Source organism: Eubacterium sp. An3, from assembly GCF_002159465.1.
Lineage (GTDB): Bacteria > Bacillota > Clostridia > Lachnospirales > Lachnospiraceae > Anaerobutyricum > Anaerobutyricum stercoris.
Map to the genome: position 1 here is coordinate 38,084 of NZ_NFIR01000016.1, position 26,103 is coordinate 64,186.

At 43.2% G+C, this 26,103-nt stretch carries 34 protein-coding genes; all 34 read left to right on the forward strand.

Features of this window, described 5'->3' with window-relative positions; all coding sequences use genetic code 11:
- The 34 genes from B5F87_RS12805 (at position 1) to B5F87_RS12970 (ending at position 25,942) form a co-directional block, all read left to right on the forward strand.
- Positions 1-981, forward strand: coding sequence for a L,D-transpeptidase (locus tag B5F87_RS12805; RefSeq protein WP_087281650.1), 981 nt, complete (start codon positions 1-3; stop codon positions 979-981).
- Between the two features lie 32 nt (positions 982-1,013).
- Positions 1,014-2,138 (forward strand): acyltransferase, encoded by a 1,125-nt coding sequence (locus tag B5F87_RS12810; protein WP_087281652.1) that lies wholly within the window; start codon positions 1,014-1,016, stop codon positions 2,136-2,138.
- A complete protein-coding gene (locus B5F87_RS12815; RefSeq protein WP_087281654.1) occupies positions 2,135-3,124 on the forward strand; it encodes an acyltransferase in 990 nt (329 codons plus the stop codon). Before B5F87_RS12810 ends, B5F87_RS12815 begins: the two co-directional genes overlap by 4 nt.
- A gap of 56 nt (positions 3,125-3,180) precedes the next feature.
- A complete protein-coding gene (locus tag B5F87_RS12820; RefSeq protein WP_087281656.1) occupies positions 3,181-4,008 on the forward strand; it encodes a hypothetical protein in 828 nt (275 codons plus the stop codon).
- A gap of 97 nt (positions 4,009-4,105) precedes the next feature.
- Positions 4,106-5,581: an Ig-like domain-containing protein gene (locus B5F87_RS12825; protein ID WP_087281657.1), complete on the forward strand. Its 1,476-nt coding sequence runs from the start codon at positions 4,106-4,108 to the stop codon at positions 5,579-5,581.
- An 84-nt stretch (positions 5,582-5,665) separates the two neighbouring features.
- Positions 5,666-6,508 carry a C39 family peptidase gene (locus B5F87_RS12830; protein ID WP_158097050.1) on the forward strand — a complete coding sequence of 281 codons (843 nt, stop codon included), beginning with the start codon at positions 5,666-5,668 and terminating at the stop codon, positions 6,506-6,508.
- A gap of 401 nt (positions 6,509-6,909) precedes the next feature.
- A complete protein-coding gene (gene rpsJ / locus B5F87_RS12835; RefSeq protein WP_087281661.1) occupies positions 6,910-7,227 on the forward strand; it encodes a 30S ribosomal protein S10 in 318 nt (105 codons plus the stop codon).
- 114 nt (positions 7,228-7,341) lie between these two features.
- Positions 7,342-7,971: a 50S ribosomal protein L3 gene (gene rplC, locus B5F87_RS12840; RefSeq protein ID WP_087281663.1), complete on the forward strand. Its 630-nt coding sequence runs from the start codon at positions 7,342-7,344 to the stop codon at positions 7,969-7,971.
- A 26-nt stretch (positions 7,972-7,997) separates the two neighbouring features.
- Positions 7,998-8,618: a 50S ribosomal protein L4 gene (gene rplD, locus B5F87_RS12845; RefSeq protein WP_087281665.1), complete on the forward strand. Its 621-nt coding sequence runs from the start codon at positions 7,998-8,000 to the stop codon at positions 8,616-8,618.
- Positions 8,618-8,917, forward strand: coding sequence for a 50S ribosomal protein L23 (rplW, locus tag B5F87_RS12850; RefSeq protein WP_087281667.1), 300 nt, complete (start codon positions 8,618-8,620; stop codon positions 8,915-8,917). The genes rplD and rplW overlap by 1 nt, the downstream gene beginning before the upstream one ends.
- 68 nt (positions 8,918-8,985) lie before the next feature.
- The gene (gene rplB, locus B5F87_RS12855) at positions 8,986-9,828 is read left to right on the forward strand and encodes a 50S ribosomal protein L2 (protein WP_087281669.1); all 843 of its coding nucleotides are present in this window, start codon (positions 8,986-8,988) and stop codon (positions 9,826-9,828) included.
- Between the two features lie 15 nt (positions 9,829-9,843).
- On the forward strand, positions 9,844-10,125 hold the full coding sequence (gene rpsS, locus B5F87_RS12860) for a 30S ribosomal protein S19 (RefSeq protein ID WP_087281671.1): 282 nt from the start codon (positions 9,844-9,846) through the stop codon (positions 10,123-10,125).
- A gap of 28 nt (positions 10,126-10,153) precedes the next feature.
- The gene (rplV, locus tag B5F87_RS12865; RefSeq protein WP_087281673.1) at positions 10,154-10,540 is read left to right on the forward strand and encodes a 50S ribosomal protein L22; all 387 of its coding nucleotides are present in this window, start codon (positions 10,154-10,156) and stop codon (positions 10,538-10,540) included.
- A gap of 12 nt (positions 10,541-10,552) precedes the next feature.
- Positions 10,553-11,215, forward strand: coding sequence for a 30S ribosomal protein S3 (gene rpsC, locus B5F87_RS12870; RefSeq protein ID WP_087281675.1), 663 nt, complete (start codon positions 10,553-10,555; stop codon positions 11,213-11,215).
- Positions 11,215-11,655: a 50S ribosomal protein L16 gene (gene rplP / locus B5F87_RS12875; RefSeq protein ID WP_087281677.1), complete on the forward strand. Its 441-nt coding sequence runs from the start codon at positions 11,215-11,217 to the stop codon at positions 11,653-11,655. Before rpsC ends, rplP begins: the two co-directional genes overlap by 1 nt.
- Positions 11,642-11,845: a 50S ribosomal protein L29 gene (gene rpmC, locus B5F87_RS12880; RefSeq protein ID WP_087281679.1), complete on the forward strand. Its 204-nt coding sequence runs from the start codon at positions 11,642-11,644 to the stop codon at positions 11,843-11,845. The genes rplP and rpmC overlap by 14 nt, the downstream gene beginning before the upstream one ends.
- On the forward strand, positions 11,845-12,120 hold the full coding sequence (gene rpsQ / locus B5F87_RS12885; protein ID WP_343215767.1) for a 30S ribosomal protein S17: 276 nt from the start codon (positions 11,845-11,847) through the stop codon (positions 12,118-12,120). Before rpmC ends, rpsQ begins: the two co-directional genes overlap by 1 nt.
- A 23-nt stretch (positions 12,121-12,143) precedes the next feature.
- Positions 12,144-12,512 carry a 50S ribosomal protein L14 gene (gene rplN / locus B5F87_RS12890; protein ID WP_087281683.1) on the forward strand — a complete coding sequence of 123 codons (369 nt, stop codon included), beginning with the start codon at positions 12,144-12,146 and terminating at the stop codon, positions 12,510-12,512.
- Between the two features lie 12 nt (positions 12,513-12,524).
- The gene (rplX, locus tag B5F87_RS12895) at positions 12,525-12,833 is read left to right on the forward strand and encodes a 50S ribosomal protein L24 (RefSeq protein ID WP_087281684.1); all 309 of its coding nucleotides are present in this window, start codon (positions 12,525-12,527) and stop codon (positions 12,831-12,833) included.
- 23 nt (positions 12,834-12,856) lie between these two features.
- Positions 12,857-13,396, forward strand: coding sequence for a 50S ribosomal protein L5 (gene rplE, locus B5F87_RS12900; protein ID WP_087281685.1), 540 nt, complete (start codon positions 12,857-12,859; stop codon positions 13,394-13,396).
- A 15-nt stretch (positions 13,397-13,411) separates the two neighbouring features.
- Positions 13,412-13,597: a type Z 30S ribosomal protein S14 gene (locus tag B5F87_RS12905; protein ID WP_087281687.1), complete on the forward strand. Its 186-nt coding sequence runs from the start codon at positions 13,412-13,414 to the stop codon at positions 13,595-13,597.
- A 32-nt stretch (positions 13,598-13,629) separates the two neighbouring features.
- Positions 13,630-14,031, forward strand: coding sequence for a 30S ribosomal protein S8 (rpsH, locus tag B5F87_RS12910; RefSeq protein ID WP_087281689.1), 402 nt, complete (start codon positions 13,630-13,632; stop codon positions 14,029-14,031).
- Positions 14,032-14,184: 153 nt separating this feature from the next.
- Positions 14,185-14,727, forward strand: coding sequence for a 50S ribosomal protein L6 (gene rplF, locus B5F87_RS12915; protein ID WP_087281691.1), 543 nt, complete (start codon positions 14,185-14,187; stop codon positions 14,725-14,727).
- Positions 14,728-14,743: 16 nt separating this feature from the next.
- On the forward strand, positions 14,744-15,112 hold the full coding sequence (gene rplR / locus B5F87_RS12920) for a 50S ribosomal protein L18 (RefSeq protein ID WP_087281693.1): 369 nt from the start codon (positions 14,744-14,746) through the stop codon (positions 15,110-15,112).
- Between the two features lie 15 nt (positions 15,113-15,127).
- On the forward strand, positions 15,128-15,631 hold the full coding sequence (gene rpsE / locus B5F87_RS12925; protein WP_087281695.1) for a 30S ribosomal protein S5: 504 nt from the start codon (positions 15,128-15,130) through the stop codon (positions 15,629-15,631).
- Positions 15,632-15,646: 15 nt separating this feature from the next.
- Complete coding sequence (gene rpmD / locus B5F87_RS12930) at positions 15,647-15,829, forward strand: 50S ribosomal protein L30 (protein WP_087281697.1); 183 nt, start codon at positions 15,647-15,649, stop codon at positions 15,827-15,829.
- Between the two features lie 24 nt (positions 15,830-15,853).
- Entirely contained in the window at positions 15,854-16,297 is a 444-nt protein-coding gene (gene rplO, locus B5F87_RS12935; RefSeq protein ID WP_087281699.1) for a 50S ribosomal protein L15, read from the forward strand.
- The gene (secY, locus tag B5F87_RS12940) at positions 16,297-17,610 is read left to right on the forward strand and encodes a preprotein translocase subunit SecY (protein ID WP_087281701.1); all 1,314 of its coding nucleotides are present in this window, start codon (positions 16,297-16,299) and stop codon (positions 17,608-17,610) included. The genes rplO and secY overlap by 1 nt, the downstream gene beginning before the upstream one ends.
- Positions 17,611-17,926: 316 nt before the next feature.
- On the forward strand, positions 17,927-18,898 hold the full coding sequence (locus tag B5F87_RS12945) for a glycosyltransferase family 2 protein (RefSeq protein WP_087281704.1): 972 nt from the start codon (positions 17,927-17,929) through the stop codon (positions 18,896-18,898).
- Positions 18,888-21,638: a YfhO family protein gene (locus B5F87_RS12950; protein WP_087281706.1), complete on the forward strand. Its 2,751-nt coding sequence runs from the start codon at positions 18,888-18,890 to the stop codon at positions 21,636-21,638. Before B5F87_RS12945 ends, B5F87_RS12950 begins: the two co-directional genes overlap by 11 nt.
- Positions 21,639-22,159: 521 nt before the next feature.
- Positions 22,160-23,602, forward strand: a complete 1,443-nt coding sequence (locus B5F87_RS12955; protein ID WP_087281708.1) for an NAD(P)/FAD-dependent oxidoreductase — start codon at positions 22,160-22,162, stop codon at positions 23,600-23,602.
- Between the two features lie 27 nt (positions 23,603-23,629).
- Complete coding sequence (locus B5F87_RS12960; RefSeq protein WP_087281710.1) at positions 23,630-24,904, forward strand: NAD(P)/FAD-dependent oxidoreductase; 1,275 nt, start codon at positions 23,630-23,632, stop codon at positions 24,902-24,904.
- Positions 24,905-24,910: 6 nt separating this feature from the next.
- Complete coding sequence (locus B5F87_RS12965) at positions 24,911-25,276, forward strand: DUF1667 domain-containing protein (protein ID WP_087281712.1); 366 nt, start codon at positions 24,911-24,913, stop codon at positions 25,274-25,276.
- 24 nt (positions 25,277-25,300) lie between these two features.
- Entirely contained in the window at positions 25,301-25,942 is a 642-nt protein-coding gene (locus tag B5F87_RS12970; RefSeq protein ID WP_087281714.1) for an adenylate kinase, read from the forward strand.
- The last annotated feature ends 161 nt before the right edge of the window (positions 25,943-26,103 follow it).

Sequence of the window (26,103 nt, forward strand, 5' to 3'; positions counted from 1 at the left end):
ATGAAAACAATGAACATGAAAAAAACAGTACTGGCAGGTGTCATGGCGGGAGCGGCATTGTATGCTTTCAGCTTTACCGCTGTGCCGGGAAATGTACAGAAGATGACCAGGGTGCAGGCCGAGGAGACGGCTTTCACCGGCAGCGGAGAATATAATGGAATCCTGTATGAAAATGGAGAGCCATTCACCGGAGTTAAGGACAGAAAATACTATGTTGACGGCGTATTCCAGAGCGACGCCAACGGCTGGGAAAAAGTCGACGGCAAGAGATATTATTTAAAAAACGGCAAGGCCAGAAAAAAAGGCTTTAAGAAATTAAAAAGCTATACAGGAGATAAGAAAAAATACAAATATTATTTCAATGAAGATGGTTCTCTTTCCACAAACTTATTTAAAGACTGGGGATACAACAAATGTATCAAGAGTAAAATGACCATCGAAATCAACACAAAGACGCATAATCTGACATTTTATCTGTATGATAAGAAGTCCAAAAAATATATCATCCCGGCTAAGACGGTTATCTGTTCCACTTCAGCCAAGTCGAACGGAACGCCGAGGGGACACTTTTTCCTCATGAAAACTTCAGCCAAGAGATGGGTACATGTTCCGAACAATACAACCCGTAAATATCAGTGGGCTGTCCGAATCGCGGGTACCCCGACACTGATTCACAGCAGTGTTTACAGACAATATGGAAACAACAAGTCTTTGATCGCAGACTACTATAATACACTGGGCAGCAGCAATACTTCCTATTGTGTCCGCCTGCAGGCAGTAAATGCCAAGATTGTTTATGACGTCGCTACAAAGACAAATACAAAAGAGCGTGTGTGGGTTAATATTGTAAAGAATAATAATAAAGGGCCTTTCGGAGTTGTTAAATTAAAAGATTCCACAGGGAAACTGAAAAGCTCAAGAAAGACAGACCCGACAGATCCGGCTCTGTTCCCGACAAATCCTTTTTCTGTTGATGAATAATCCGTTCTTTTGGGGAAGAGGAGATTATAAACATGCAGTTTTCTAAAAAAGATACAAATGTTGTGAAGGGCGTTGCAATTATTGCGATGCTCTTCCATCATTGTTATGTGACAGGTGTAAGTTTCAAAGCGCATGGCGTTTCTTTTGCGCCTTTTTCAAAGGGGACTGTGGTTTCTCTGGCGCTTTGGTCCAAAGTGTGTGTGGGAATTTTTGTGTTTCTTTCCGCTTATGGAATCACGCTGGCTTTGAAGCGGCTTTATGACAATGGACAGTTTGACAGAAGTAATCTATCGGGGATGTCCGCCAGGAGAATATGGAAGATTCTTGCTGGTTTCTGGCCGGTTTTCATTCTGGCGGTGCTGGGCTGTGCCCTGTGGGCGCCGGACAGCTTTGAAGTATATGGACAGGGACTGACGCGGATCATCCATGTGGTTCTGGATTTTCTTGGTCTGGCTGATTTGTTCGGGACTCCTACACTGATTGGAACCTGGTGGTATCTGAGTCTGGCTTTTGTGGAAATTATGCTTCTCCCGCTGCTGTATTATATATACCGGCGGTGCGGCGCGTTTCTTACCCTTTCTTTAAGTGTTTTCCTTCCGATGGCATTGTCGCTGGAGATGTCCAATCTTGTGCGTTACCTTCCGGTCATGGTGCTGGGGATCTGGTTCGCGCAGGAAAATCTTTTTCCAAGGATTGCACGGTGGAGGATTCCTCATACAGGGACAGCGGCTACCAGGACAGTGGAATTTGCGCTGCTGGCAGTGCTTATTCTGGGAACTGTGTGGCTCAAGAATTCTGATTTTGGACAGGCTCATGAAAATATCACGGACAGTGTGACGCCGCTGGCGGTGATTGTGTTTACCTGGCTGTTTCTGACAGGTATTCCTTACCTGCGGGAGATTCTGGCTGTGCTTGGAAGATATTCGATGAATATATTTTTACTGCATAACTTTATCCGCGCCAGATGGTTTGAAGATTTTTCTTATTCCTTCCGTTTCTGGTGGCTGATCGTTCTTGTGCTGCTTTTGGATAATTTCGTTCTTTCAGTGGCGATCGAGTGGCTGAAAAAGGTGCTGCGCTACAACAGTTTTGTATCAAAAATAGAAAATGTGATTCAGGCCGTAACAATAGAGGGCAATAATAAAGGGAAAGTATGATGGAAAATATGACACAGCAAAACAGAAAATATTTTGATGAGATCACCATTGCAAGAGGAATCGGAATTCTCCTTGTCGTACTGGGACATGCTCTGAAACAGACCGGGGTGACCAATACGGCGGTGGATGTGCTCATTGAGGTGATTTACAGTTTTCATATGCCATTGTTTTTTGTTCTGTCTGGTTTTGTTTCAGTAAAGATTCTGCAGTACACAAAGGCGGAGGAATATATCCGTTATATCAAGAGCAGAATGTTGAGACTCCTGCTTCCGTATTTTGTCATGGGTATTCTCTATATGCCTTTAAAATATTTTTTATCTCGCTTTGCCAGAAATCCCTATGATTTTTCCGCGGCCTGGAAGCTGGTGATCGGGATTAATCCCAATACTACCATGTGGTTTTTGTACACTCTCTTTTGGGTATCGGTAACGGCATTGTTCTTTGTGAAGAGGAGAGTGCTGCTTCCGATGCTCGCGTTGAGTTTTATACTCTCGGCGGCTGCTTTTTCTTTTGACTGGGGAATCCGGACGCCAAAGTATTTGTTTTTCTTTATTTTAGGACTCTGTATAAGAGAACATTATGAAGAATTTTTGCATTGGAAAGAAAAGAAATGGTGTGTCGCTCTGGCGGCTGCACTGTTTCTTGGGTGTAATGCTGCTTTGTACGGAGGCTTTTCTGCGGCAGAATTCATTACTTCTGTGACAGGGAGCATACTCTGCATTATTCTATCTCTCTGGTTCGGCACGTTTACCGGAGGCCTTGCCGCGGGATTGAAAACGCTGGGTGAGAGCAGTATGGATATCTATATTTTGTCAGATCCCGTGCAGACGGTATTGCGATTGCTATTGTGGAACATACTGCATATACCGAATATACTGGTTGTGATCTTGTGCTTCCTTCTGGGAGTGGCGGGATCTTTTATGTCGGCCAGATATATTCTTCGCAGATTTTGGATATTCCGGCTCCTCCTTTTTGGAGAAAAATGATGCGGAAAGCATCAGCCGGAAAAAATGACAGTTAATATGAGACAGAAAGGAAAATTATGAATAAAAATTGGTTAACGCGGACTGCGGCGGCGCTGATGGCAGCAGCCGTTTTATTTGGCGGCGGTATGACGGCGCAGGCTGCAGAGAATGTGGATACACAGGATGACATTTCTTTATGGGTAGGTGATTCCCGGACGGTTCTGATCTATCAGGATCTGAATATGAAAGCGCCCAACGGAACGGCATACAGAAATAAAGCAAGAGTTTCCGGAGGATATCTGTATCTTACCTACCGGGATTGCTATGCTGCAAGAGGCAGCGGGTATGACCTGGTATTAAAGGCTGATTCCAAAATAAAAAGTGTAGTTGATAAAGAGGGACGGCAGAATGTTGTATTTTCTTCCGGATTAAATGACCTTTATAAGACGGAAGTTAATCCGTTTTCCACCCGGGTAAATGGAAAAAAAGTGACAGCAAGTCCGGAGACACTGGCTAAGAAATACTGGAAATTATACAAGAAGAATTATATTAAGAAATATCCGGAGGATCATTTTTATATTACATCCATGAATCCGGTGTACAGTGCGCTGTATTACAGAGGCAACTCGGTGACCAACGACAAAGTGGTTCGCTTTAACAAGAAGATGAAGAGCCTGATCGCTAAATCCTCGTTTGAAAATGTATCTTATGTGGATACTTATAAAAACATTTTTAAAAAGCAGGGGCTGATCCATAAAAAGAGCGCATACAGATATGCTCTGAAGTATAGGACGACGAATGTTCGTTATATGAGAGAAAGCTCCAGTTATCAGCTTCATTTTTCTGATAAGGTAAATAAAATGATTTACAATTATGTGAATCAATTTATAGAACAGGATCAATAAATAGTACAGGCGCAGAGGAGACTTCGTTTTTGTTGAGAGAACGCGGTCCGGCGCTCAGAGAGGGAGAGTTTTCAACAGTAAAGGGGGAAGAATAATAATGAAGAAACTTGGAAAGCATTATCTGGCACTGTTGATCTTTGCGGCTGCTTTTGTGATATTTGCTCAGAGTGGCTGTGCTGCCAGAAAACCGACACAGTTAAGCGAAACCAGCATAACTATGGTGGCCGGAAAAACAAAGAAGCTGAAGCTTCGTAAGGTTAAGAACAAAAAGGTAAAATGGTCCAGCAGTAATAAAAAAGTGATTTCTGTCGATGAGAGAGGACAGGTATACGCTTTAAAGAGCGGTTCTGCTTATGTGAAGGCTAAATATAAAAACCGTGTTTACCGGTGTAAAGTTACCGTTATCGGATTTAATAAGCAGAAACTGACTCTTGCTCACGGAGACAAATACACCTTGAAATTGCGCAATGCGAAAGCAGTTCGATGGTATTCCAAGAATACAAAGGTTGCGAAGGTATCTTCCAAAGGCGTGGTAAAAGGCAAAAAGACAGGAAAGACAACCATTGTCTGCGTTACTTCCGGCGGAAGAAAGATTAAATGTAAGGTTTATGTGGCAAGTCTTAACAATGCGGTCAGCGAGGCGGTTATAGGCACATCCTATAAGGTAGAGGCGTTAAATACGGGTAATTCCTGCACATGGACTTCCTCATCCCCGGATGTGGCGACAGTCGCCGCCGACGGTACGGTACAGGCCATCAAGAAAGGTGATACGACGATCCAGTGCAAGACCGGAAAGGCTGTCCTTTCTTACAAGCTTAAGGTAATAAACCCAAATAACATCACTACCAAAAAGTCAGATCTGCCGTCTAACACCAGGACAGACAAGCTGACGGTGACGATCAACAGTTATCCGTCCAGCAGAACCTACAATATCTGGAAGCAGAATGGAAAAGATAATATCAGCGAGATCTTCCCGCATTACATGCAGGGGCACGGCTGTTCAGCCTCCTCTCTGGCAACCGTACTCAGCGCGTACGCCGGATATACCGAAGATCCGAAATATCTGGTGGAGACCGTGGAGAGAAATCTTTTTGGCGATGACTGGGTACGAAATTACAGTAAGGAAGATACTAATTCCAGCAAGAGCCGTCCGATGCCGATCAGCCTTTATGGTATGACGAAGGTGCTGGATAACTACAATGTGGGTTACAAGCTGGTCAGAGAATTCGACGACGCCAGCGCGCTGGCAGAGATCGAGGCGCATTTAAAGACGGGCAACCCGGTTATCTTCATAGTAGATAATACCAGCAGATTCGGCGGCACCGCCAACAGGTGGACTACCGGTTATCACTGCATGACCATGCTGGGCATGACAGATACCGGAGAGGTGATCGTGGCAGACTCTGTTGACCGTTCCTCCAGTATCTTCGGAGATAATCAGCGGATTAAGTATGCGTCACTTTACGAGCTGCTGGGATATATGTTCCCGTGCACCAATGCTACCTCCACATCCATCTACTGGGGAGGAAAATCCAGCAGCGGCGGATATATCCTGATCAATCCGCAGGGATGATACAGAGGAAATGTTTTGCCTGCATATCAGGAACTAAAAATAAAAACTGCATTATAAAAAGATATAAAAAGAGAGATTGGACTATTGAATAAGACTGGACTATTTAAAATAAGAAGAAACACAGGAAACAAAGTAATTAGGTCTTTGGCCTTCGCTTTGGCGCTGTCGCTGGCGGCGCCGGCGGCGGCACAGGCCAAAGCGGTGACGACGCCGGAAGCCAGCCTGCCTTCAGACTCCGATGTGGGTCAGATCACAGTGGCGGTAAACGGAGATAAAGGCGTCAGGAACTTCACTATCTTCGGACAGCATAAGAAACCGTGGAAGAAAGATAAATATCTTGCGCTCCATGGCTGCGCTGTGAGTTCCCTGACCACGGTGCTCTCCGGATACACGAAGAAGTACAGAAACTATACGCCGCAGAAGGTGAGAGATGTCGTTGAGAAAAAAGTTTTCGGGACAGCAGTGTGGAATAAAAACTACAGCAAGACGATCATGAAACAGATGCCGGTTTCCATGTACGGGATTTCCCGTGTTCTGGAATCTGTCGGAATAGATACAAAGTATGTTCGTACATTTAACAATAAGAGTGCCAGAAAAGAGATAAAGAAGCATCTGAAAACCGGAAATGTTGTGGTCATAGAAACCAATAACCGTACCCAGCGCAATGGAAGATTCAGCAGCAAGACCACTACCAGATGGTCCCGCAGCAAGCACACGATGGTTCTTCTGGGACTCACTGATACCGGTAAGGTCATTGTGGCAGACTCCTCCCAGAGAAAATGGTCGGGACAGAATCAGAGGATAAAATATACGACGGTAAAAGAAATCGTAAAATACATGATTCCTTGTACCTCCTCGGTAAAGACTCACTATTTCTCCAGCACGGCGAACTCCGGAGGATATGTTCTGGTGAATCCGCAGGATTAAATATTTCTTCTATATAAAAGGATGCATATAACAGAGAGAATGCACAGCAGAGAAGAATGCATGGCAGCACCCGGAGGGCAGAAGCTTTCCGGGTGTTTTTGCACATGCCAGCCGCATAGCTGAACTTTTTTTAAAAAGTGCTTGATTTCCTGTAAAATATGTGTATAATAAAACATGTTGTGTGACATGATAGCGATGAAGCGTGAGGTTGCTGCGCATGGCGCAGGTTTTCCGTGGAGCGAATGTCAAGTCAAGATACTGGCGACAAGTCACTGTACAATAGATACAATCTACAGATGCGTAGAGACGCAGTGTGGTATCAAGTATGATACACACGGAGGAGTGTACAGTCACCGCTTGTCGTACTGAATGAAAAGTGCGAAAAGGAGGCGACTTTTTTTATGGCAAGTCAAATTATGAGAATCACGTTAAAAGCGTACGATCATCAATTAATCGATGCATCTGCAAAAAGCATTATCGAAACTGTCAAGAAAACAGGATCCAAGGTGAGCGGACCGGTTCCGATGCCGACTAAGAAAGAGGTAGTTACCATTCTTAGAGCCGTTCACAAATACAAAGATTCCAGAGAACAGTTCGAGCAGAGAACTCACAAGAGATTGATTGATATCATCACACCTACGCAGAAAACGGTTGATGCTTTATCAAGACTTGAGATGCCAGCAGGTGTCTACATCGACATCAAGATGAAAAACAAATAATTTATGTCCTATGGCTAGTATGATTGCCCCGGGTTGATATTGGGTAATCCGCTGTAGACTAGTATGATTGCGGCAGCAGCTGCAATCCGCTGTAGAAATTAGGAGGAAGACAGAATGAAAAAGGCTATTTTAGCAACAAAAATCGGCATGACTCAGATCTTCGCAGAAGATGGAGAATTAATTCCGGTTACAGTGTTACAGGCTGGACCATGTGTGGTAACACAGGTTAAAACAGTTGAGAACGACGGTTACAGCGCTGTACAGGTTGGTTTCCAGGATATGAGAGAAAAATTATCCACCAAACCAATGAAAGGTCACTTTGAAAAAGCAGGCACATCCGTAAAGAGATTTGTAAGAGAGTTTAAACTGGATGACGCAGAGAACTATACACTGGGTCAGGAGATCACAGTCGACGTATTCGAGGCTGGCGACAAAGTAGATGCAACTGCTATTTCAAAAGGTAAAGGTTTTCAGGGTGCTATCAAGAGACACGGACAGCATACCGGTCCTAAGACTCATGGTTCTAAATACCATCGTCACGCAGGTTCCAACGGTATGGCATCTGATCCGTCCAAGGTTATGAAAGGCAAAAAGATGCCTGGTCAGATGGGACACGTAAAAGTTACTGTTCAGAATCTTGAAGTAGTTAAAATAGATGCAGAGAATAATGTTATTTTGGTAAAGGGTTCTGTTCCTGGACCGAAGAAAGCTTTAGTAACATTAAAAACATCAGTAAAAGCCTAGGCGCTTAAGGAAGGAGGAACTTACAAATGGCATCAGTATCTGTTTATAATATGGAAGGTGCTCAGGTTGGTACAATCGAGTTAAGCGATTCTATCTTTGCAGTGCCGGTTAATGAACATTTAATTCATCAGGCTGTTGTAGCACAGCTTGCTAATAAACGTCAGGGTACACAGAGCGCAAAAACACGTTCCGAAGTACGCGGCGGCGGAAGAAAACCATGGAGACAGAAAGGAACAGGTCACGCAAGACAGGGTTCCATTCGTGCACCACAGTGGACTGGCGGCGGAATGGTATTCGCACCGAAGCCAAGAGATTATTCCGTAAAAATGAACAAAAAAGAGAAACAGCTCGCTATGAAGTCTGTTTTATCTGAGAAAGTAAATGAGAATAAATTCATCGTTTTAGAAGAGCTCACATTACCGGAGATCAAGACAAAACGAATCAAAGCAGTTTTAGATAATCTGAAAGTTGAGAAGGCTTTAATCGTGACAAAAGAGAAAGACGATGTTGTGGTTAAGTCCGCTAACAACTTACCAACAGTAAAAACTGCAGCTCTTAATAACATCAATGTATACGATATCCTGAAATACGATACAATTGTTGTTACCAAAGAAGCAGTTGCAACGATTGAGGAGGTATACGCATAATGGCAGATTTAAAATATTATGACGTCATTTTAAAACCAGTCGTTACAGAAAAAAGTATGACTGCTATGGCAGAGAAAAAATATACATTCTATGTAAATCCGGACGCTAACAAGAGCCAGATCAAAGAGGCTGTTGAGAAAATGTTCGAAGGCGCAAAGGTTGCTAAGGTCAACACCATGAACCTGGACGGAAAGAAAAAACGCCGCGGTATGGTTTACGGAAAGACTGCAAAAAGAAAGAAAGCAATCGTTCAGCTTACTGAGGACAGCGCAGATATTCAGATTTTTGAAGGTCTGTAAAAACGACGAGACATTATACGCAATAGAAGCGTGAGACTAAATATTCGGAAACGAAAGGAGAGACAGTAATGGGAATCAAAACATATAACCCATATACACCTTCCAGAAGACATATGACCGGTTCTGATTTCTCTGAGATCACAAAGACTACTCCGGAGAAATCCCTGACTTATTCCTTAAAGAAAAACTCCGGTCGTAACAATCAGGGTAAGATTACAGTAAGACATCGCGGAGGCGGAGTCAGAAGAAAATACAGAATGATCGATTTCAAGAGAAACAAAGACGGTATTCCGGCTAAGGTTGTTGCTATCGAATACGATCCGAACAGAACAGCTAATATCGCACTGATCTGCTACGCAGACGGCGTAAAATCCTATATTATCGCACCTTATAAACTGGAAGTCGGCACAACCATCATGAATGGTCCTGACGCAGAAATCCACATCGGAAACTGCCTGCCGTTGGCTAACATCCCGGTTGGTACTGAGGTACACAACGTAGAGCTTCATCCGGGAAGAGGAGCACAGATGGTTCGTTCCGCCGGTAACTCCGCACAGCTTATGGCTAAGGAAGGCAAATATGCCACATTAAGACTTCCATCCGGTGAAATGAGAATGGTATCCTTAAACTGCCGCGCAACCATCGGACAGGTTGGAAACATTGACCATGACCTGATCAACATTGGTAAGGCAGGACGTAAACGTCACATGGGTATCCGTCCTACAGTTCGCGGTTCCGTTATGAACCCTAATGACCATCCACACGGTGGTGGTGAAGGTAAAGCAGGTATCGGACGTCCAGGTCCATGTACTCCATGGGGTAAACCGGCTCTCGGCCTGAAGACCAGAAAGAAAAACAAACAGTCTAATAAGATGATTGTAAGAACAAGAGACGGAAAGAACGTTAAATAAATAAGGAGGTAACACATGGCTCGTTCACTGAAAAAAGGACCATTTGCTGATAAAAGTTTATTAAAAAAAGTAGATGAGATGAATAAGTCCGGCGACAAGAGTGTGATTAAAACATGGTCCCGCCGTTCTACGATTTTCCCGACATTTGTAGGTCATACATTTGCCGTACATGACGGAAGAAGACATGTGCCGGTATATGTTACAGAGGATATGGTTGGACATAAATTAGGAGAATTTGTTTCCACCAGAACCTACAGAGGACATGGTAAAGACGAGAAGAAGAGTAAAGTTAGATAGTTTGACAGCCTGAAAGGAGGGTTCATCCATGGCAAAAGGACATAGATCCCAGATTAAGAGAGAAAGAAATGCAAATAAAGATACAAGACCATCTGCAAAGCTTTCTTATGCAAGATGTTCTGTGACAAAAGCATGTTTCGTACTGGATGCCATCAGAGGCAAAGACGTGGAGACAGCTTTGGGTATTTTAGAATATAATCCAAGATACGCATCTGAAATCATTGGCAAGTTACTGAAATCTGCCATTGCCAACGCAGAGAACAATAACGGAATGAACAAAGAGAACCTTTACATCGCAGAGTGTTATGCGAACAAAGGACCGACAATGAAGAGAATCAGAGCGAGAGCACAGGGCAGAGCGTACAGAATCGAGAAAAGACAGTGCCACATCACCATCGTTCTGGATGAAAGATAAGGAGGTTTACAGATGGGACAGAAGGTTAATCCTCATGGTTTAAGAGTCGGAATCATTAAGGATTGGGATTCAAGATGGTATGCAGAGAAAGATTTTGCAGACAATCTTGTTGAAGACGATAAAATCAGAAAATATATCAAAAAAAGATTATACAGCGCTGGAATTTCCAGAACGGAAATCGAGAGAGCGTCTGATCGCTTAAAACTCATCATTCACACCGCTAAACCAGGTATCGTTATCGGCCGCGGCGGTTCCGCAATCGAGGAATTAAAGAAAGAGCTTCAGAAACTCACATCCAAAAAGCTCATGATCGAAATCAAAGAGGTTAAGAGATTTGATGTGGATAAGGATGCTCAGCTGGTTGCAGAAAACATCGCACAGCAGCTGGAGAACCGTATCTCCTTCCGTCGTGCTATGAAGTCCTGCATGCAGAGAACAATGAGAAACGGCGCTTTAGGTATCAAAGCATCCTGTTCCGGACGTCTGGGCGGTGCTGATATGGCGCGTACAGAGTTCTACAGCGAGGGAACAATTCCTCTGCAGACATTGAGAGCAGATATTGATTATGGTTTTGCCGAAGCTGATACTACTTACGGAAAAGTAGGTGTAAAGGTTTGGATTTACCATGGTGAGGTACTTCCTACAAAGGAAACTAAGGAAGGGAGCGATAAATAATGTTAATGCCAAAAAGAGTGAAACGCCGTAAACAGTTCCGTGGTTCCATGACTGGAAAGGCTACAAGAGGAAATAAAATTACTTACGGTGAGTTTGGTCTGGTAGCACAGGATCCGGCATGGATCAAATCCAACCAGATTGAAGCAGCCCGTATTGCCATGACACGTTATATGAAGCGTGGCGGTAAAGTTTGGATTAAAATCTTCCCGGATAAACCGGTTACAGCGAAACCAGCTGAAACCCGTATGGGTTCCGGTAAAGGTTCACTGGAATATTGGGTAGCAGTAGTTAAACCAGGTCGTGTAATGTTTGAAGTTGCTGGAGTACCTGAGGAGACAGCGAGAGAAGCTTTACGTCTTGCAATGCACAAATTGCCTGTAAAATGTAAAATCGTTTCTCGTGAAGATTTAGAAGGCGGTGATAACAGTGAAAACAACTAAGTATGTAGAAGATTTAAGAACAAAATCCATCGCAGAACTTAATGAGGAATTAGTAGCTGCTAAAAAGGAATTATTTAATTTAAGATTCCAGAACGCAACAAATCAGTTAGATAACACCAGCAGAATCAAAGAAGTCAGAAGAAACATTGCCAGAATCCAGGGTATCATCGCTGAGAAGAATGCTGAGTAATCGGGAAGGAGGAATTTGTTGTGGAAAGAAACCTGAGAAAGACTCGTGTAGGTCTCGTAACAAGCGACAAGATGGATAAGACTATCGTTGTCAGCGTTACTGATAATGTGAAACATCCTTTATACGGTAAGATCGTAAAAAGAACCTATAAATTAAAAGCACATGATGAAGAGAATCAGTGCAGAATCGGTGACAGAGTAAGAGTAATGGAGACAAGACCTTTATCCAAAGATAAGAGATGGAGACTTGTCGAGATTGTTGAAAAAGCTAAATAGTTAGCACGGAAGGAGGAAACAGCATGATTCAGCAGGAATCTAGACTCAGAGTTGCTGACAATACAGGAGCAAAAGAACTGCTTTGTATCCGTGTTATGGGCGGCTCAACAAGAAGATATGCTAATATCGGTGATATCATCGTTGCTACGGTTAAAGATGCAACACCAGGCGGTGTTGTAAAGAAGGGCGACGTGGTAAAAGCCGTTGTTGTTCGTACGAAAAAAGGTGCTCGCCGTAAAGACGGTTCCTATATTAAATTTGACGAAAATGCTGCAGTAATTATCAGAGATGATATGAACCCAAGAGGAACACGTATTTTTGGACCGGTTGCCAGAGAACTTCGTGAAAAGAAATTTATGAAGATCGTTTCCTTAGCACCGGAAGTATTATAAGGAGGTATTTTCGTGGCTCAGAAGATTAAAAAAGACGATATGGTAAGAGTGATTGCCGGTAAAGATATCGATAAAGAAGGAAAGGTCATCGCAGTTGACAGAAAGAACCACAGAGTCATCGTGGAAGGCGTCAACATGCTTACCAAACATACGAAACCAAGTATGCAGAACCAGGCTGGCGGAATCATTCATCAGGAAGGACCGATTGACGTGTCCAACGTAATGCTTCTTCATAAAGGTCAGCCGACAAGAGTTGGTTTCAAATTTGTTGACGGTAAAAAAGTTCGTTTCGCAAAATCCACCGGCGAAGTTATTGACTAATTTAAGAGAGGAGGCTGACAAAGTTGAGTAGACTGAAAGAAATGTATGACAGCGAGATTAAAGCTGCCATGATGAAAAAGTTTGGCTATAAAAATGAAATGCAGATTCCAAAGCTCGTAAAAATTGTTGTCAATATGGGTGTTGGTGATGCGAAAGATAATCATAAATTACTGGATGCGGCTGTAAACGACATGCAGATCATCACAGGTCAGAAAGCCGTTATCTGTAAAGCAAAAAAATCAGTTGCGAACTTCAAGTTAAGAGAAGGAATGCCGATTGGCTGTAAAGTAACTTTAAGAGGCGAGAAAATGTATGAATTTGCTGATCGTCTGATCAACCTTGCTTTACCGCGAGTACGTGACTTCAGAGGCGTGAATCCTAACGCTTTCGATGGAAGAGGTAATTACGCACTGGGAATTAAGGAACAGCTTATCTTCCCTGAAATCGAGTACGATAAGGTAGAAAAAGTCAGAGGTATGGATGTAATCTTCGTTACAACCGCTCACACTGATGAAGAAGCCCGCGAATTACTTACTTTATTCGGAATGCCGTACGCAAAATAGTTAGGAGGATTTCTAATGGCTAAAAAAGCAATGAAAATTAAACAGCAGCGCAAACAGAAATTTTCTACAAGAGAATATTCCCGCTGTCGAATCTGTGGCCGTCCACATGCTTATTTAAGAAAATACGGAATCTGCAGAATCTGCTTCCGTGAATTAGCATACAAAGGTCAGATACCTGGAGTTAAGAAAGCAAGCTGGTAAACCAAGAGAATCAGGAAGGAGGCAAAACCAATATGACAATGAGCGATCCTATTGCAGATATGCTTACGAGAATCCGTAACGCAAATACTGCAAAACACGATACAGTAGATGTTCCGGCATCTAAAATGAAACTTGCCATCGCAGATATCCTCTTAAAAGAAGGATATATCAAAAGCTACGATGTAATCGAAGATGGTGTTTTTAAAACAATCCGTATCACATTAAAATACGGTGCAGATAAAAATGAAAAGATTATTTCCGGTCTTAAGAGAATCTCCAAACCGGGACTTCGAGTTTACGCTGACGTTGAGAACCTTCCACGAGTACTCAACGGTTTAGGTGTGGCTATCATTTCCACAAACAAAGGCGTACTCACAGACAAAGAAGCTCGTTCCATGAACGTGGGCGGCGAAGTTCTTGCTTTCGTATGGTAATCAGAAGGACAACAGTCTGAACTGAGCGAAAGCTGATATTTGACGGGCGCCGCTTTGAAAGCGGCAGCCGGATTATAGATTTAAATATATAAATAAACTGCTGAAAACAGAAGAGACATACTCGTCTCTTCCGACAATCTAAGGAGGTGCACTATGTCACGAATTGGTAGATTACCTATTGAGATCCCTGCCGGTGTTGAAGTAACCATCGCAGAGAACAATGTAGTGACTGTGAAAGGTCCAAAAGGAACTCTGACAGAGAGTCTTCCTGTAGAGATGGACATTAAAATGGAAGATAATCAGGTAGTAGTTACAAGACCGAACGACTTAAAGAAAATGAAATCTTTACACGGTCTTACAAGAACCCTGATCGCAAATATGGTAACAGGTGTTACAAAGGGATACGAAAAAGTTCTGGAGATCAACGGTGTTGGTTACAGAGCACAGAAACAGGGTAAGAAACTTATCCTCTCCCTCGGATATTCTCATCCGGTAGAAATGGAAGACCCGGAAGGTCTGGAATCTGTACTGGACGGACAGAACAAGATCACGATCAAAGGTATCGACAAACAGAAAGTTGGTCAGTACGCAGCTGAGATCAGAGATAAGAGAAGACCTGAGCCGTACAAGGGCAAAGGTATCAAATACGCTGATGAGGTTATCAGACGTAAAGTTGGTAAGACAGGTAAGAAATAATTAGGAGGACGTAAGAATGATTAGTAAAAAATCAAGAAGTGAAGTACGTGTTAAAAAACATAGAAGACTTCGTAACCGTATCAGCGGAACCGCTTCTACTCCACGTTTAGCCGTATTTAGAAGTAACAATCATATGTACGCTCAGATTATTGACGACGTCGCTCAGCATACTCTCGTTTCAGCTTCTACAGTACAGAAGGACGTAAAGGCAGAACTCGAAAAAACCAACGATGTTGCTGCAGCAAAATACCTGGGAACAGTTATTGCCAAGAGAGCGCTGGAGAAAGGTATTACAACAGTTGTCTTTGACAGAGGCGGATACATTTATCAGGGCAAAGTTCAGGCTCTGGCAGAAGCAGCTCGTGAAGCTGGTCTGAATTTCTAACAAGGAGGAAAAAACATGAAGCGTGAATTAATTGATGCTAGTCAATTAGAATTACAGGAAACAGTAGTGTCAATCAAACGTGTTACCAAGGTAGTAAAGGGTGGACGTAACATGCGTTTTGCTGCACTGGTAGTCGTTGGTGATAAAAACGGTCATGTTGGAGCTGGTTTAGGAAAAGCAATCGAAATCCCTGAAGCAATCCGCAAGGGAAAAGAAGCTGCTATGAAGAAACTGGTTGAGGTACCTGTAAATGAAGCGGGTTCCATTCCACATGAGTTTATTGGTAAGTTCGGCAGTGCATCCGTACTGTTAAAAGCATCTCCGGAAGGTACCGGTATCATCGCCGGCGGCCCATCCCGTGCCGTACTGGAGCTGGCCGGATACAGAAACATCCGTGCGAAAGCACTGGGTTCCAACAACAAACAGAACGTTGTACTTGCTACGATCGAAGGTCTGAAAGCTATGAAAACACCGGAGGAAGTCGCAAGACTGCGCGGCAAATCCGTTGACGAGCTCTAAAAGGAGGGAACGAAGATGGCAGATAAATTAAGAATCACATTAGTTAAGTCTCCTATCGGTGCTATCCCAAAACAGAGAGCAACAGTAGCAGCCCTGGGACTTAAAAAATTAAACAAAACAGTTGAAATGCCTGACAATGATGCCATCCGCGGCATGATTTGGCATGTTAGACATCTCGTAAAAGTAGAAGAGATTTAGTTGCAGATAAGGAGGTATCCGTAAATGAATTTATCCAATTTACATCCTGCTGCAGGTTCTAAACACAGCGATGCATTTCGTGTAGGCCGTGGACACGGTTCAGGAAATGGCAAAACAGCAGGCAGAGGACAGAAAGGACAGAAATCCCGTTCAGGCGGAAAGGTCCGTGTAGGTTTCGAAGGCGGTCAGATGCCTTTATACAGACGTATCCCGAAAAGAGGATTCACCTGCATCAACTCCAAGAAAATCATCGGAATTAACGTTTCCGATCTGGAGAGATTTGAGGCAGACAGCGTAGTAACAATTGAAACATTAAAAGAGGCAGGAATGGTAAAGAACTCTTTTGATGGTGTAAAAATTCTTGGAAATGGAGATTTAAGCAAGAAGCTTACAGTTCAGGTAAATGCGTTCTCCAAAGGCGCGATTGCTAAGATTGAAGCTGCTGGTGGAAAAGCTGAGGTGATCTAATGTTTGAAACTCTCAGAAACGCTCTGAAAGTAAAGGACATCAGAAAAAAGCTTCTCTTTACGCTTTTCATTTTGATCATAACAAGGCTGGGCAGTCAGTTGCCGATTCCGGGAATTGACAGCGCCCGCATCAGCGAGTATCTGAATTCGCTGCTGGGAGATTCTTTTAACCTGTTGAATTCCTTTACTGGCGGCTCGTTTGAGTCTATGTCCGTATTTGCGCTGAATGTAACGCCGTACATTACGTCGTCGATCATCATTCAGCTCCTTACTATTGCCATCCCGGCGCTTGAAGAGATGCACCGGGACGGAGAAGACGGACGTAAGAAGATAAACAATATCACAAGATTTGTGACACTGGCTCTGGCAGTTCTGGAAAGTGCTGGTCTCGCCATTGGATTTGGACGTCAGGGATTGTTATCCGATTTCAGTCCGCTGATTGTTATCGAGATGGTTGTATGTCTGACAGCCGGCGCCGTATTTGTTATGTGGCTGGGTGAGCAGATCACCGATAAGGGAGTGGGAAATGGTATCTCTATTATCCTCCTTATCAACATCGTTTCACGTATTCCGGGAGACCTCTACAGTCTGTATCAACAGTTTATAGAGGGAAAACAGATTGGCGGTATCGTGATTGCGGTGGCAGTGATTTTGGTTATCATTATTGGAACTTTTGTATTGACAATACTGTTAAATGATGCGGAGAGACGTATTCCGGTTCAGTACTCAAAGAAGCTGCAGGGAAGAAAGCAGATTGGCGGACAGGGTTCTGTGTTGCCGGTCAAGGTAAATACAGCCAGTGTTATTCCAATTATCTTTTCATCCTCATTGCTGCAGTTTCCGCTGGTAATACAGCAGCTTGTGGGGGCAAACCCGGATGGTATTCCAGGATTCATTTTTGCTTGTCTGAATCAGGCAAACTGGTGTGATCCGGAGCATCCGGAGCGTTCTGTTGGTTTGGTTGTTTATCTGCTCCTCACTGTGTTATTTGCATATTTTTATACATCCATCACATTTAATCCGTTGGAGATTGCAAATAACATGAAGAAACAGGGCGGTTTTATTCCAGGTATTCGTCCTGGAAAGCCAACTGTTGATTATCTGAATTCGATTCTCAATTACATTATTTTTGTTGGAGCAATCGGTTTGTGTATCATCGCAGTGATTCCTATTTTCTTCAATGGAGTTTTTGGAGCAAACGTTTCCTTCGGTGGAACATCTCTGATCATTATCGCCGGAGTTGTACTGGAGACAATCAAACAGATTGAATCACAGATGCTGGTAAGACATTACACAGGATTTTTAAGTGATTAATTTGAAAAATATATTTTAAGGCAGCCGTTTAGATGAGGCCTTCAATCAGGACAGCGCGGATGCAGGATTTTCCTGCATATCCACTGGTCTTGATTGGAAGGAAGAATCTGACGGCTGTTTTGTATTATAATTCTTTCATTTTTATAACGATATGTTATTTTTCTTTCATATAATAGATAGCTATTGCAATAATAAAAGCAAGAGAGTACAATTCTAAATATTATTGTAATATAGGACAACAGATAAAATTTTTGAGTTTTTATGGGATATCATAAAACATACTTTTTATTTGCTGTCTGAATACAGGAGGAAGAAGATGAAAAGGGAATTTTTATCAATTATCGTGCCGGCCTACAATGAGGAGCCAACCATAGAAATTTTTCTCAATGAAGCAGAGAAATATACATCACGGATGCCGGTGGATGTAGAGTATCTTTTTGTAAACGACGGTTCCTCAGACAATACCCTTGCGGTGCTGAAAAAATTAAGTGAAGAAAATAAAAAGGTTCGTTATCTGTCTTTTTCCAGAAATTTTGGGAAAGAGGCTGCGATATATGCGGGAATGAAATATTCAAAAGGAGACTATGTTGTGATTATGGATGCGGATTTACAGGATCCCCCGTCGCTGCTTCCGGAAATGTACCGTCTCATCACAGAAGAAGGGTTTGACTGTGTAGGAAGCCGCCGCGTTGACAGGAAGGGAGAGCCTCCTATCCGCTCGTTTTTTGCGCGTTTGTTTTATAGAATGATCAACCGTATGTCCAAAACAGACGTTGTGGATGGCGCGAGAGATTTTCAGATGATGCGGAGAAAAGTAGTCGACGCGATTCTCAGCATGCCGGAGAAAAATCGTTTCTCAAAGGGTATTTTTGGCTGGGTTGGTTTTAAAAAGAAATGGCTGGAATACGAAAATGTGGAAAGAGTGGCCGGCGAGACAAAATGGTCCTTCTGGAAGCTCCTGGTGTATGCGCTGGACGGAATCCTCGCTTTCACCACCGTACCTCTCGTGTTCTCTTCTTTGCTGGGAATCCTTTTCTGTCTCATCGCACTAATCATGATATTATTTATTATTGTCAGAACAATCGCTTTTGGAGATCCCACTTCAGGATGGCCTTCTCTCGCATGTATCATTATCTTTGTATCTGGCGTTCAGCTTTTCTGTATTGGGATACTGGGACAGTATCTGGCAAAAACCTATATTGAGACAAAAAACAGACCAATCTTTCTGATTGGAGAAACAAATATAGAGGAAGATATGACAAAGGAGGCCAAAGAAAATGAACAGTAAGAAAAAAGAGAATTTGTTCTATCTTGGCCTTTATACTCTCGTGTTTGCCGCCATGTGTCTTATTGTATTTCAGCAGTTCTGGTCAGCAGGAAAATCACTGGTATGGGGTATAGACGGATGGACGCAGCATTATAAGGCACTGCAGTTTTATTCGGACTGGCTGCAGGGAATTGCTAAAAATCTGTTGGAAAATCACAGGTTGATCATCCCTCTTTGGAGTGAGTGCATCGGCTATGGAAGCGACATTATCACAACGCTGCATTACTATGTGATTGGCGACCCTCTATGTCTTTTGTCGGTATTTGTGCCGGACAGGTATATGATAAATTTTTATGATGCGCTGATTATTCTCAGATTGTACCTGGCAGGGCTTTCTCTGTATGCTTTCTGCCGATACAGGAACAAAAGAGAAGAGAGGGAAACAGGATGGAAAAACTGGCTGATAAACAGTACAGGGATGCTGGTAGCAGCTTTTGTTTATCTGTTTTCAGGTTATGTTTTTGTCATGGGGCTGCATCATCCTTATTTTCTTAATCCAATGATTTATCTTCCGCTCATGCTTATAGGGGTGGAGAAAATTTTAGAGAAAAAATCTCCGGCTTTATTCATTGCGATGGTGTGTATCAGCGCAGTCAGCAATTTCTATTTTTTCTATATGATTGGCTGCAACGTTATTGTGTACGTTCTTGTCCGGTTATTCACAAAATATGGAGTACATGATTTGAAAACAATCATGTGTAAATTATTGCAGACGGCCGGATATACATTGACCGGAATCTGTCTTTCCGGAATTATGCTTTTTCCTGTATTAAAACTGCTGATGCAGACAGAGAGAATGTCGGAGCAGTCAGGCATACAGCTGTTATATAATTCTGACTTTTACACCAATCTGCCCGCGGCCTTCTTCAGCGCATTAACAGTTCCGGGAATGCATCATACTTTCATGGCGTTTTCTATGCCCGCGGTATTCTGTCTGATTCTTCTGTTTATGGACAAAAAGAAAAAGAGGGAGCTGAAAACACTTTTCATAGTTCTGACGCTCGTTATGTGTCTGCCTTTGGCCGGAAAGATCTTTCACGGATTTGCCTACTCCTCCAATCGCTGGATGTTTGGTTATGCGATGCTGATGGCGTGTATTACGGCGTCTGAATGGAATAATTTGTTTCATGCGGGATGGAAAAAACTCATAGGAATGGCTGTTCTGATCGCTGCGGTCATCGGATATCTGATCAGATGGCAAAATGGATCGGCGGATATTGTAATTTCAGTGGCTGCCATTTTTATGAGCTGTATTTTAGTTCTGCTGTTTATTTTTCAGATGTTGGGGAGAAGAAAAATATGGCTGCAATCCCTGGTATTATTTGCAGTGATAGTCGTTTCGGTCGGAACAAACGCGTTTTATAACTTTTCCAAAAACGGTTACAATGGATCCGCAGACTTTATGGAAAAAGAAAATGTGAAAGCTTTTTTTGATGCGCCGGCGGATACGGCGCTGAGAACAGTTCTTGGCAATGACCCTGGATTGGCAAGATATTCGGGAAGTTTTGACGCCATCGAAAGAAATTCAACCTTAAAAAGTGGTTTTATGTCCACACATTACTACTGGAGTCTTGCCGATAAGCGCCCGGCTCAGTTTTTCGAAGAGATGGGAATTAATAATAAAAATGACTATAACTACCGGAATTTAGATGACAGGACTGTATTAAATTCTCTTGCCAGTGTCAAATATTATGTTGTAAGAAGCAGTGAGGAAGGAAATATTCCCTATGGCTATAAAAAACTAGGGGAAAGTAATGTCAACACAGAATATGGTGCGGAGACATACGAAGTGTATGAAAATATGTTTGCACTGCCTCTGGGGTATACCTATGACGGATATATAAGCCGATCGGATTATGAGAAACTGAACAGTCAGGAAAAAGAGAGCGCGATTTTGCACAGCGTGCTGCTGGAGAACGATTTACCGGATTATAAGAAACAGACGTCTTCTTCCGGTTCCGAAGAAATAGGATGGGAGATCAAAGAGCAGAAAGACGTCACATTTGACGGAAATACTTTTCATGTTAGAAAAAAGCACGGACACATCACACTGCAGCTGAAAAATCAGATCGCCAATTCTGAGACTGCCGTTCTGATCAAAAAACTCAGCTTCAGCAGCAAAACAATGCCGCGAAAACAGGTGGAGATCAAAATAGAAGCTGAATCTGCAGGTAAGCCTGTTGTAAAAAAGAATCTCCTTTATTTGATGCCCGGATTTGCAAGATCCATAGGAAGATCTGATTTTTTGATCAATCTGGGATATAGTGAAAACGGGACGGATAAGATCACCATATATTTTCCGAGGCAGGGAAATTATAAAGTGAATGATTTTCAGATTCTCGGACAGACGATGGACGGATATGAAGAAGGCATTCGTGAAAGGAAAGAAAATGTGCTGGAAAATATACAGATCGGAACAAACCGCATAACCGGTCAGATCAATCTGGAAAAAGATAAGATTCTCTGTCTCACCATTCCGTACTCGGAAGGCTGGACGGCCCGGGTGGACGGAAAAGAAACAGAGATTCTGCAGGCTAATACCATGTTTATGGCAATACCGTTGGAGAAAGGAAGTCACAGCGTTGTTCTCACTTACAGAACACCGGGGATGATGATCGGAATCGTCATGACGGCAGTGGGCGCTGGCCTTTGTGTTATTATTGCTGCTAAAAGAAGATATAACAAAAAGAAAATGTTATAAAATTAACAAAAAACTGAATTTCTATTTGATTTGCCGGCGTGAAAATATACAAAAAATAAAAATTAGTACAAAAAAATTTGAAGATTTATGTGCTTTTTTAGTTATAAATTAATGACGAATTGAGAAAATGTATATTTTTGCATAAGTATAAGGGGTTTCATTAGGCATTTTGTAAAAAATGTATAATTTACAATTTGGAGAAAATGCGGTAATATATATGCATAGAAACGAGTGATAAAAGCCAGTCTTATTTGTATATTTTATGAAAAAACTATGTGGTTTTTTTGCGCGATTTTGTGCAATTGGTAGACCTGATGGCTGTTTTATGTACAAATACTATATCTAACTTGCTGTCTGCGGCGCCCAACGCAGACAGCGGCTGGATTTGTCTGGCCGGGAAATCTGCATGAAATTTATAGACAAATCAGATGCACTCTGGTAATTTTGTAACAAATTTTGCGGATTTGAATAGGCAGACGGGCTTTTTATCATGCGGGCAAAGCAAATGGAGGTAAAAAGACATGTATGACATTATTGTAATTGGTGCCGGCGTTGTCGGCACTTGCGTTGCCAGAGAGCTTTCAAAATATCAGGCAAATGTCTGTGTGATTGACAAAGCTGATGATGTGGCATCCGGAACTTCAAAAGCAAACAGTGGTATTGTTCATGCGGGATATGACTGTAAGCCAGGTACCCTGATGGCGAAGCTGAATGTGCGGGGCAATGAACTCCTGTATCAGCTGGCAGAGGAACTGGATTTCCCTATCAAGAAGAATGGTTCTCTGATTGTCTGTACGATAGAATCAGAGAGAGGGAAGCTTGATGTTCTGCTGGATCAGGCCAATGCCAACGGTGTGCCGGATGCAAGAATCGTGGAAAGAGACGAGCTGCTTGAGATGGAACCAAATCTGACTCCGAATGCCGTAGCTGCTCTTTACGTTCCGACCGGCGGAATCATCTGTCCGTTTAATCTGGCTATTGCCATGGGTGAAAATGCCGCTGTCAATGGCGTGGAATTTAAATTTGAGACAGAAGTGAAGAATATCGTAAAGAAAGACGGCTATTATGAGCTTGACACCAACAAGGGCGTTCTGGAGACAAAGGCTGTTGTCAATGCAGCCGGCGTTTATGCTGATGTTATGCATAACATGGTAAGCGATAAGAAGATGAAGATTGTTGCACGTAAAGGTGAGTATCTGCTCATGGATAAAGAGCTGGGTGATTACTTCAAAGCAACGATTTTCCCTCTGCCGGGTCCAATGGGCAAGGGTGTTCTGACTGCGCCGACTATCCATGGAAATATGTTTGTGGGACCATCCGCAACAGATATTGAGGACAAAGAAGGTGTCAACACTACACAGGAGATCATCGACGATCTGGTACAGAAGGCATCAGCAAGCCATCTGACAAAAGACCGTCTGCCAATGAACAAGGTCATCACTTCTTTTGCCGGCCTTCGTGCCCATGAAGAACATCATGAGTTTATCGTGGAAGAAGTTGCAGATGCACCGGGATTCTTCGATGCGGCAGGTATCGAGTCTCCGGGTCTTACCAGTTCTCCGGCCATCGCAGAGATGCTGGTTGGACTGATTCAGGATAAATATAACTTCCCGAAGAATGAGAACTTTATCGCGAAGAGAAAAGGAATCGTTCATATGGAAGACCTTTCCATGGAAGAAAAGAACGAAATGATTAAAAAGAATCCTCAGTACGGCAACATCGTATGCCGCTGCGAGATGGTAACAGAGGGCGAGATCGTGGACGCCATCAACCGTCCGATCGGAGCAAGATCCTTAGACGGCGTAAAACGTCGTACCCGTCAGGGTATGGGACGCTGCCAGGCAGGCTTCTGTACTCCAAGAACAATGGAAATTCTTTCAAGAGAGCTTGGTATTCCTATGACAGAAATCACCAAGAAGGGTGAAGGTTCCAATATGTTAGTAGGAAAGATCAAAGAAGACTAAGATTGAAAGAAAGTGAGGAATAATGCTATGAAATCATATGATGTCATAATTGTCGGCGGAGGCCCGGCAGGTCTTGCTGCTGCAATCTCTGCAAAAAAAGAAGGAATCGACAGTATCTTAATTATCGAGAGAGATAACCAGCTTGGCGGTATCCTGAACCAGTGTATCCACAACGGTTTCGGCCTTCATACATTTAAGGAAGAGCTGACAGGACCGGAATACGCTGCCCGCTTCATCGAACAGGCTGCAGAATTAAATATCGAATACAAATTACATACCATGGTCTGCGACATTTCCCATGATAAGGTTGTGACCGTGATGAACCGTGAAGAAGGTATGGTAATGTACCAGGCGAAGGCTGTCATCCTGGCTATGGGATGCCGGGAGAGACCGCGTGGCGCCCTGAACATTCCTGGTTATCGTCCGGCAGGTATCTATTCCGCAGGTACCGCACAGAGACTGGTGAACATCGAAGGCTTTATGCCAGGTAAGAAAGTTGTCATCTTAGGTTCCGGCGATATCGGACTGATCATGGCAAGACGTATGACTTTTGAAGGCGCAAAAGTACAGTGCGTGGCAGAGGTTATGCCTTACTCCGGCGGTCTGAAGAGAAATATCGTACAGTGTCTGGATGACTATGATATCCCGCTGTACTTAAGCCATACGGTCATTGACATTGAAGGAAAAGACCGTCTGACCGGCGTTGTCATCGCTGAGGTGGGACCGGACAGAAAACCGATTCCTGGCACAGAGATGCACTACGACTGTGATACCCTGCTTCTCTCCGTTGGACTTATTCCTGAAAACGAGCTGTCCAAGAAGGCAGAGGTTGAGATGAGCCCGATCACCAACGGCCCGATCGTTGATGAGAGCCTGGAGACCAACGTGGAAGGCGTATTTGCCTGCGGTAACGTACTTCATGTACATGACCTGGTAGACTACGTTTCCGAGGAAGCCGCTCTAGCAGGAAAGAACGCAGCTCAGTACGTAAAAGAGCGCTACGGCAAAGATGTACAGAAGTCCGGAGAAGTTATCGAGATCAAGGCAACAGACGGCGCACGCTACACTGTTCCTACATCCATCCATATGGACAACATGGCAGATCTGCTGACGGTACGTTTCCGTGTGGGCAACGTGTTCAAAGACAGCTACATCAGCGTTTACTTTAATGATGAGAGAGTACAGCATCGTAAGAAACAGGTTATGGCTCCGGGAGAGATGGAGCAGATCATCCTGAAGAAAAAAGCGCTGGAAGACTTTGACGGCTTGAAGACCATCACTGTAAAGATTGAGGAGGAGTAGGATATCATGGAAAAAAGAGAATTGACATGTATAGGATGTCCTCTGGGATGTCAGATTACAGTTACAATGGAGAATGGTGAAGTAAAAGACGTGGCAGGCTATACCTGTGCCCGCGGTGAGAAATACGCAAGAGAAGAAGTGACAAACCCAACCCGTACCGTAACTTCCATCGTGAGAGTGGAAGGCGGCAATCTGGCAGCGGTATCCGTAAAGACAAAGGAAGTTATCCCGAAGGCAAAGATCTTCGATATCTTAGAGGAGATCAAACCTGTCATCGTGAAAGCACCGGTAAAGATTGGCGATGTTATTATTCCTAATGTAGCCGGAACCGGAGTAGACGTAGTTGCCACCAAGAACATTGAGGCAGTGTAAAGCATCAGGTTTGGAGGTTATATTATGAAGATTATTATGTTAGGCGCACCGGGCGCAGGAAAAGGAACCCAGGCAAAGATGCTTGCCGGGAAATACGGGATTCCGCACATTTCTACCGGTGATATTTTCAGAATGAATATCAAAAATAATACAGAGCTGGGTAAGAAAGCTAAAAGCTATATGGATGCCGGCGAGTTGGTTCCGGATGAGCTGACGGTGGATCTGGTCATCGACCGAATCAAAGAGAAAGATTGTATGAACGGATTCATTCTGGATGGTTTTCCTCGGAATATTCCGCAGGCAGAGGCTCTTGACTACGCTTTGAATAATCAGAATGAAAAAATTGATTACGCAATCAACGTGGATGTGCCGGATGAGAATATTATTGAAAGAATGTCCGGAAGAAGAGCGTGCTTAAACTGCGGCGCTACCTATCACATCGTAAATCTTCCTAGCAAGAAGGAAGGCATCTGCGATGTATGCGGTGAGAAACTGGTTCTCCGCGAAGATGACAAGCCGGAGACTGTAAAGAAGAGACTGCAGGTATATCATGAACAGACCCAGCCGCTTATCGACTATTATAATAAGAAGGAAGCCCTTCTGACTGTGGATGGAACAAAAGATATTCAGGTTGTGTTTGATGAGATTACAGCAGTGCTTGGTTAAAATCAGAAATAATTCTGAAAATAATCAAAATAAACAGAGCAGGATCGCATATGGCGGTCCTGCTTTTCCTGGTGTGCTGACACGTTTGTTTTTACCGGGCGGGATGAAGGTGTCAGCACATTAGTTACATTTGACAGAATAACAGATTCCGATTATTATAG

Bases quoted from the DNA above. Each gene is read 5' to 3' on its own strand.
- B5F87_RS12805 (WP_087281650.1), top strand. From the start codon at position 1: ATGAAAACAATGAACATGAAAAAAACAGTACTGGCAGGTGTCATGGCG.
- B5F87_RS12810 (WP_087281652.1), top strand. From the start codon at position 1,014: ATGCAGTTTTCTAAAAAAGATACAAATGTTGTGAAGGGCGTTGCAATT.
- B5F87_RS12815 (WP_087281654.1), top strand. From the start codon at position 2,135: ATGATGGAAAATATGACACAGCAAAACAGAAAATATTTTGATGAGATC.
- B5F87_RS12820 (WP_087281656.1), top strand. From the start codon at position 3,181: ATGAATAAAAATTGGTTAACGCGGACTGCGGCGGCGCTGATGGCAGCA.
- B5F87_RS12825 (WP_087281657.1), top strand. From the start codon at position 4,106: ATGAAGAAACTTGGAAAGCATTATCTGGCACTGTTGATCTTTGCGGCT.
- rpsJ (WP_087281661.1), top strand. From the start codon at position 6,910: ATGGCAAGTCAAATTATGAGAATCACGTTAAAAGCGTACGATCATCAA.
- rplC (WP_087281663.1), top strand. From the start codon at position 7,342: ATGAAAAAGGCTATTTTAGCAACAAAAATCGGCATGACTCAGATCTTC.
- rplD (WP_087281665.1), top strand. From the start codon at position 7,998: ATGGCATCAGTATCTGTTTATAATATGGAAGGTGCTCAGGTTGGTACA.
- rplW (WP_087281667.1), top strand. From the start codon at position 8,618: ATGGCAGATTTAAAATATTATGACGTCATTTTAAAACCAGTCGTTACA.
- rplB (WP_087281669.1), top strand. From the start codon at position 8,986: ATGGGAATCAAAACATATAACCCATATACACCTTCCAGAAGACATATG.
- rpsS (WP_087281671.1), top strand. From the start codon at position 9,844: ATGGCTCGTTCACTGAAAAAAGGACCATTTGCTGATAAAAGTTTATTA.
- rplV (WP_087281673.1), top strand. From the start codon at position 10,154: ATGGCAAAAGGACATAGATCCCAGATTAAGAGAGAAAGAAATGCAAAT.
- rpsC (WP_087281675.1), top strand. From the start codon at position 10,553: ATGGGACAGAAGGTTAATCCTCATGGTTTAAGAGTCGGAATCATTAAG.
- rplP (WP_087281677.1), top strand. From the start codon at position 11,215: ATGTTAATGCCAAAAAGAGTGAAACGCCGTAAACAGTTCCGTGGTTCC.
- rplN (WP_087281683.1), top strand. From the start codon at position 12,144: ATGATTCAGCAGGAATCTAGACTCAGAGTTGCTGACAATACAGGAGCA.
- B5F87_RS12905 (WP_087281687.1), top strand. From the start codon at position 13,412: ATGGCTAAAAAAGCAATGAAAATTAAACAGCAGCGCAAACAGAAATTT.
- rpsH (WP_087281689.1), top strand. From the start codon at position 13,630: ATGACAATGAGCGATCCTATTGCAGATATGCTTACGAGAATCCGTAAC.
- rplF (WP_087281691.1), top strand. From the start codon at position 14,185: ATGTCACGAATTGGTAGATTACCTATTGAGATCCCTGCCGGTGTTGAA.
- rplR (WP_087281693.1), top strand. From the start codon at position 14,744: ATGATTAGTAAAAAATCAAGAAGTGAAGTACGTGTTAAAAAACATAGA.
- rpsE (WP_087281695.1), top strand. From the start codon at position 15,128: ATGAAGCGTGAATTAATTGATGCTAGTCAATTAGAATTACAGGAAACA.
- rpmD (WP_087281697.1), top strand. From the start codon at position 15,647: ATGGCAGATAAATTAAGAATCACATTAGTTAAGTCTCCTATCGGTGCT.
- rplO (WP_087281699.1), top strand. From the start codon at position 15,854: ATGAATTTATCCAATTTACATCCTGCTGCAGGTTCTAAACACAGCGAT.
- secY (WP_087281701.1), top strand. From the start codon at position 16,297: ATGTTTGAAACTCTCAGAAACGCTCTGAAAGTAAAGGACATCAGAAAA.
- B5F87_RS12945 (WP_087281704.1), top strand. From the start codon at position 17,927: ATGAAAAGGGAATTTTTATCAATTATCGTGCCGGCCTACAATGAGGAG.
- B5F87_RS12950 (WP_087281706.1), top strand. From the start codon at position 18,888: ATGAACAGTAAGAAAAAAGAGAATTTGTTCTATCTTGGCCTTTATACT.
- B5F87_RS12955 (WP_087281708.1), top strand. From the start codon at position 22,160: ATGTATGACATTATTGTAATTGGTGCCGGCGTTGTCGGCACTTGCGTT.
- B5F87_RS12960 (WP_087281710.1), top strand. From the start codon at position 23,630: ATGAAATCATATGATGTCATAATTGTCGGCGGAGGCCCGGCAGGTCTT.
- B5F87_RS12965 (WP_087281712.1), top strand. From the start codon at position 24,911: ATGGAAAAAAGAGAATTGACATGTATAGGATGTCCTCTGGGATGTCAG.
- B5F87_RS12970 (WP_087281714.1), top strand. From the start codon at position 25,301: ATGAAGATTATTATGTTAGGCGCACCGGGCGCAGGAAAAGGAACCCAG.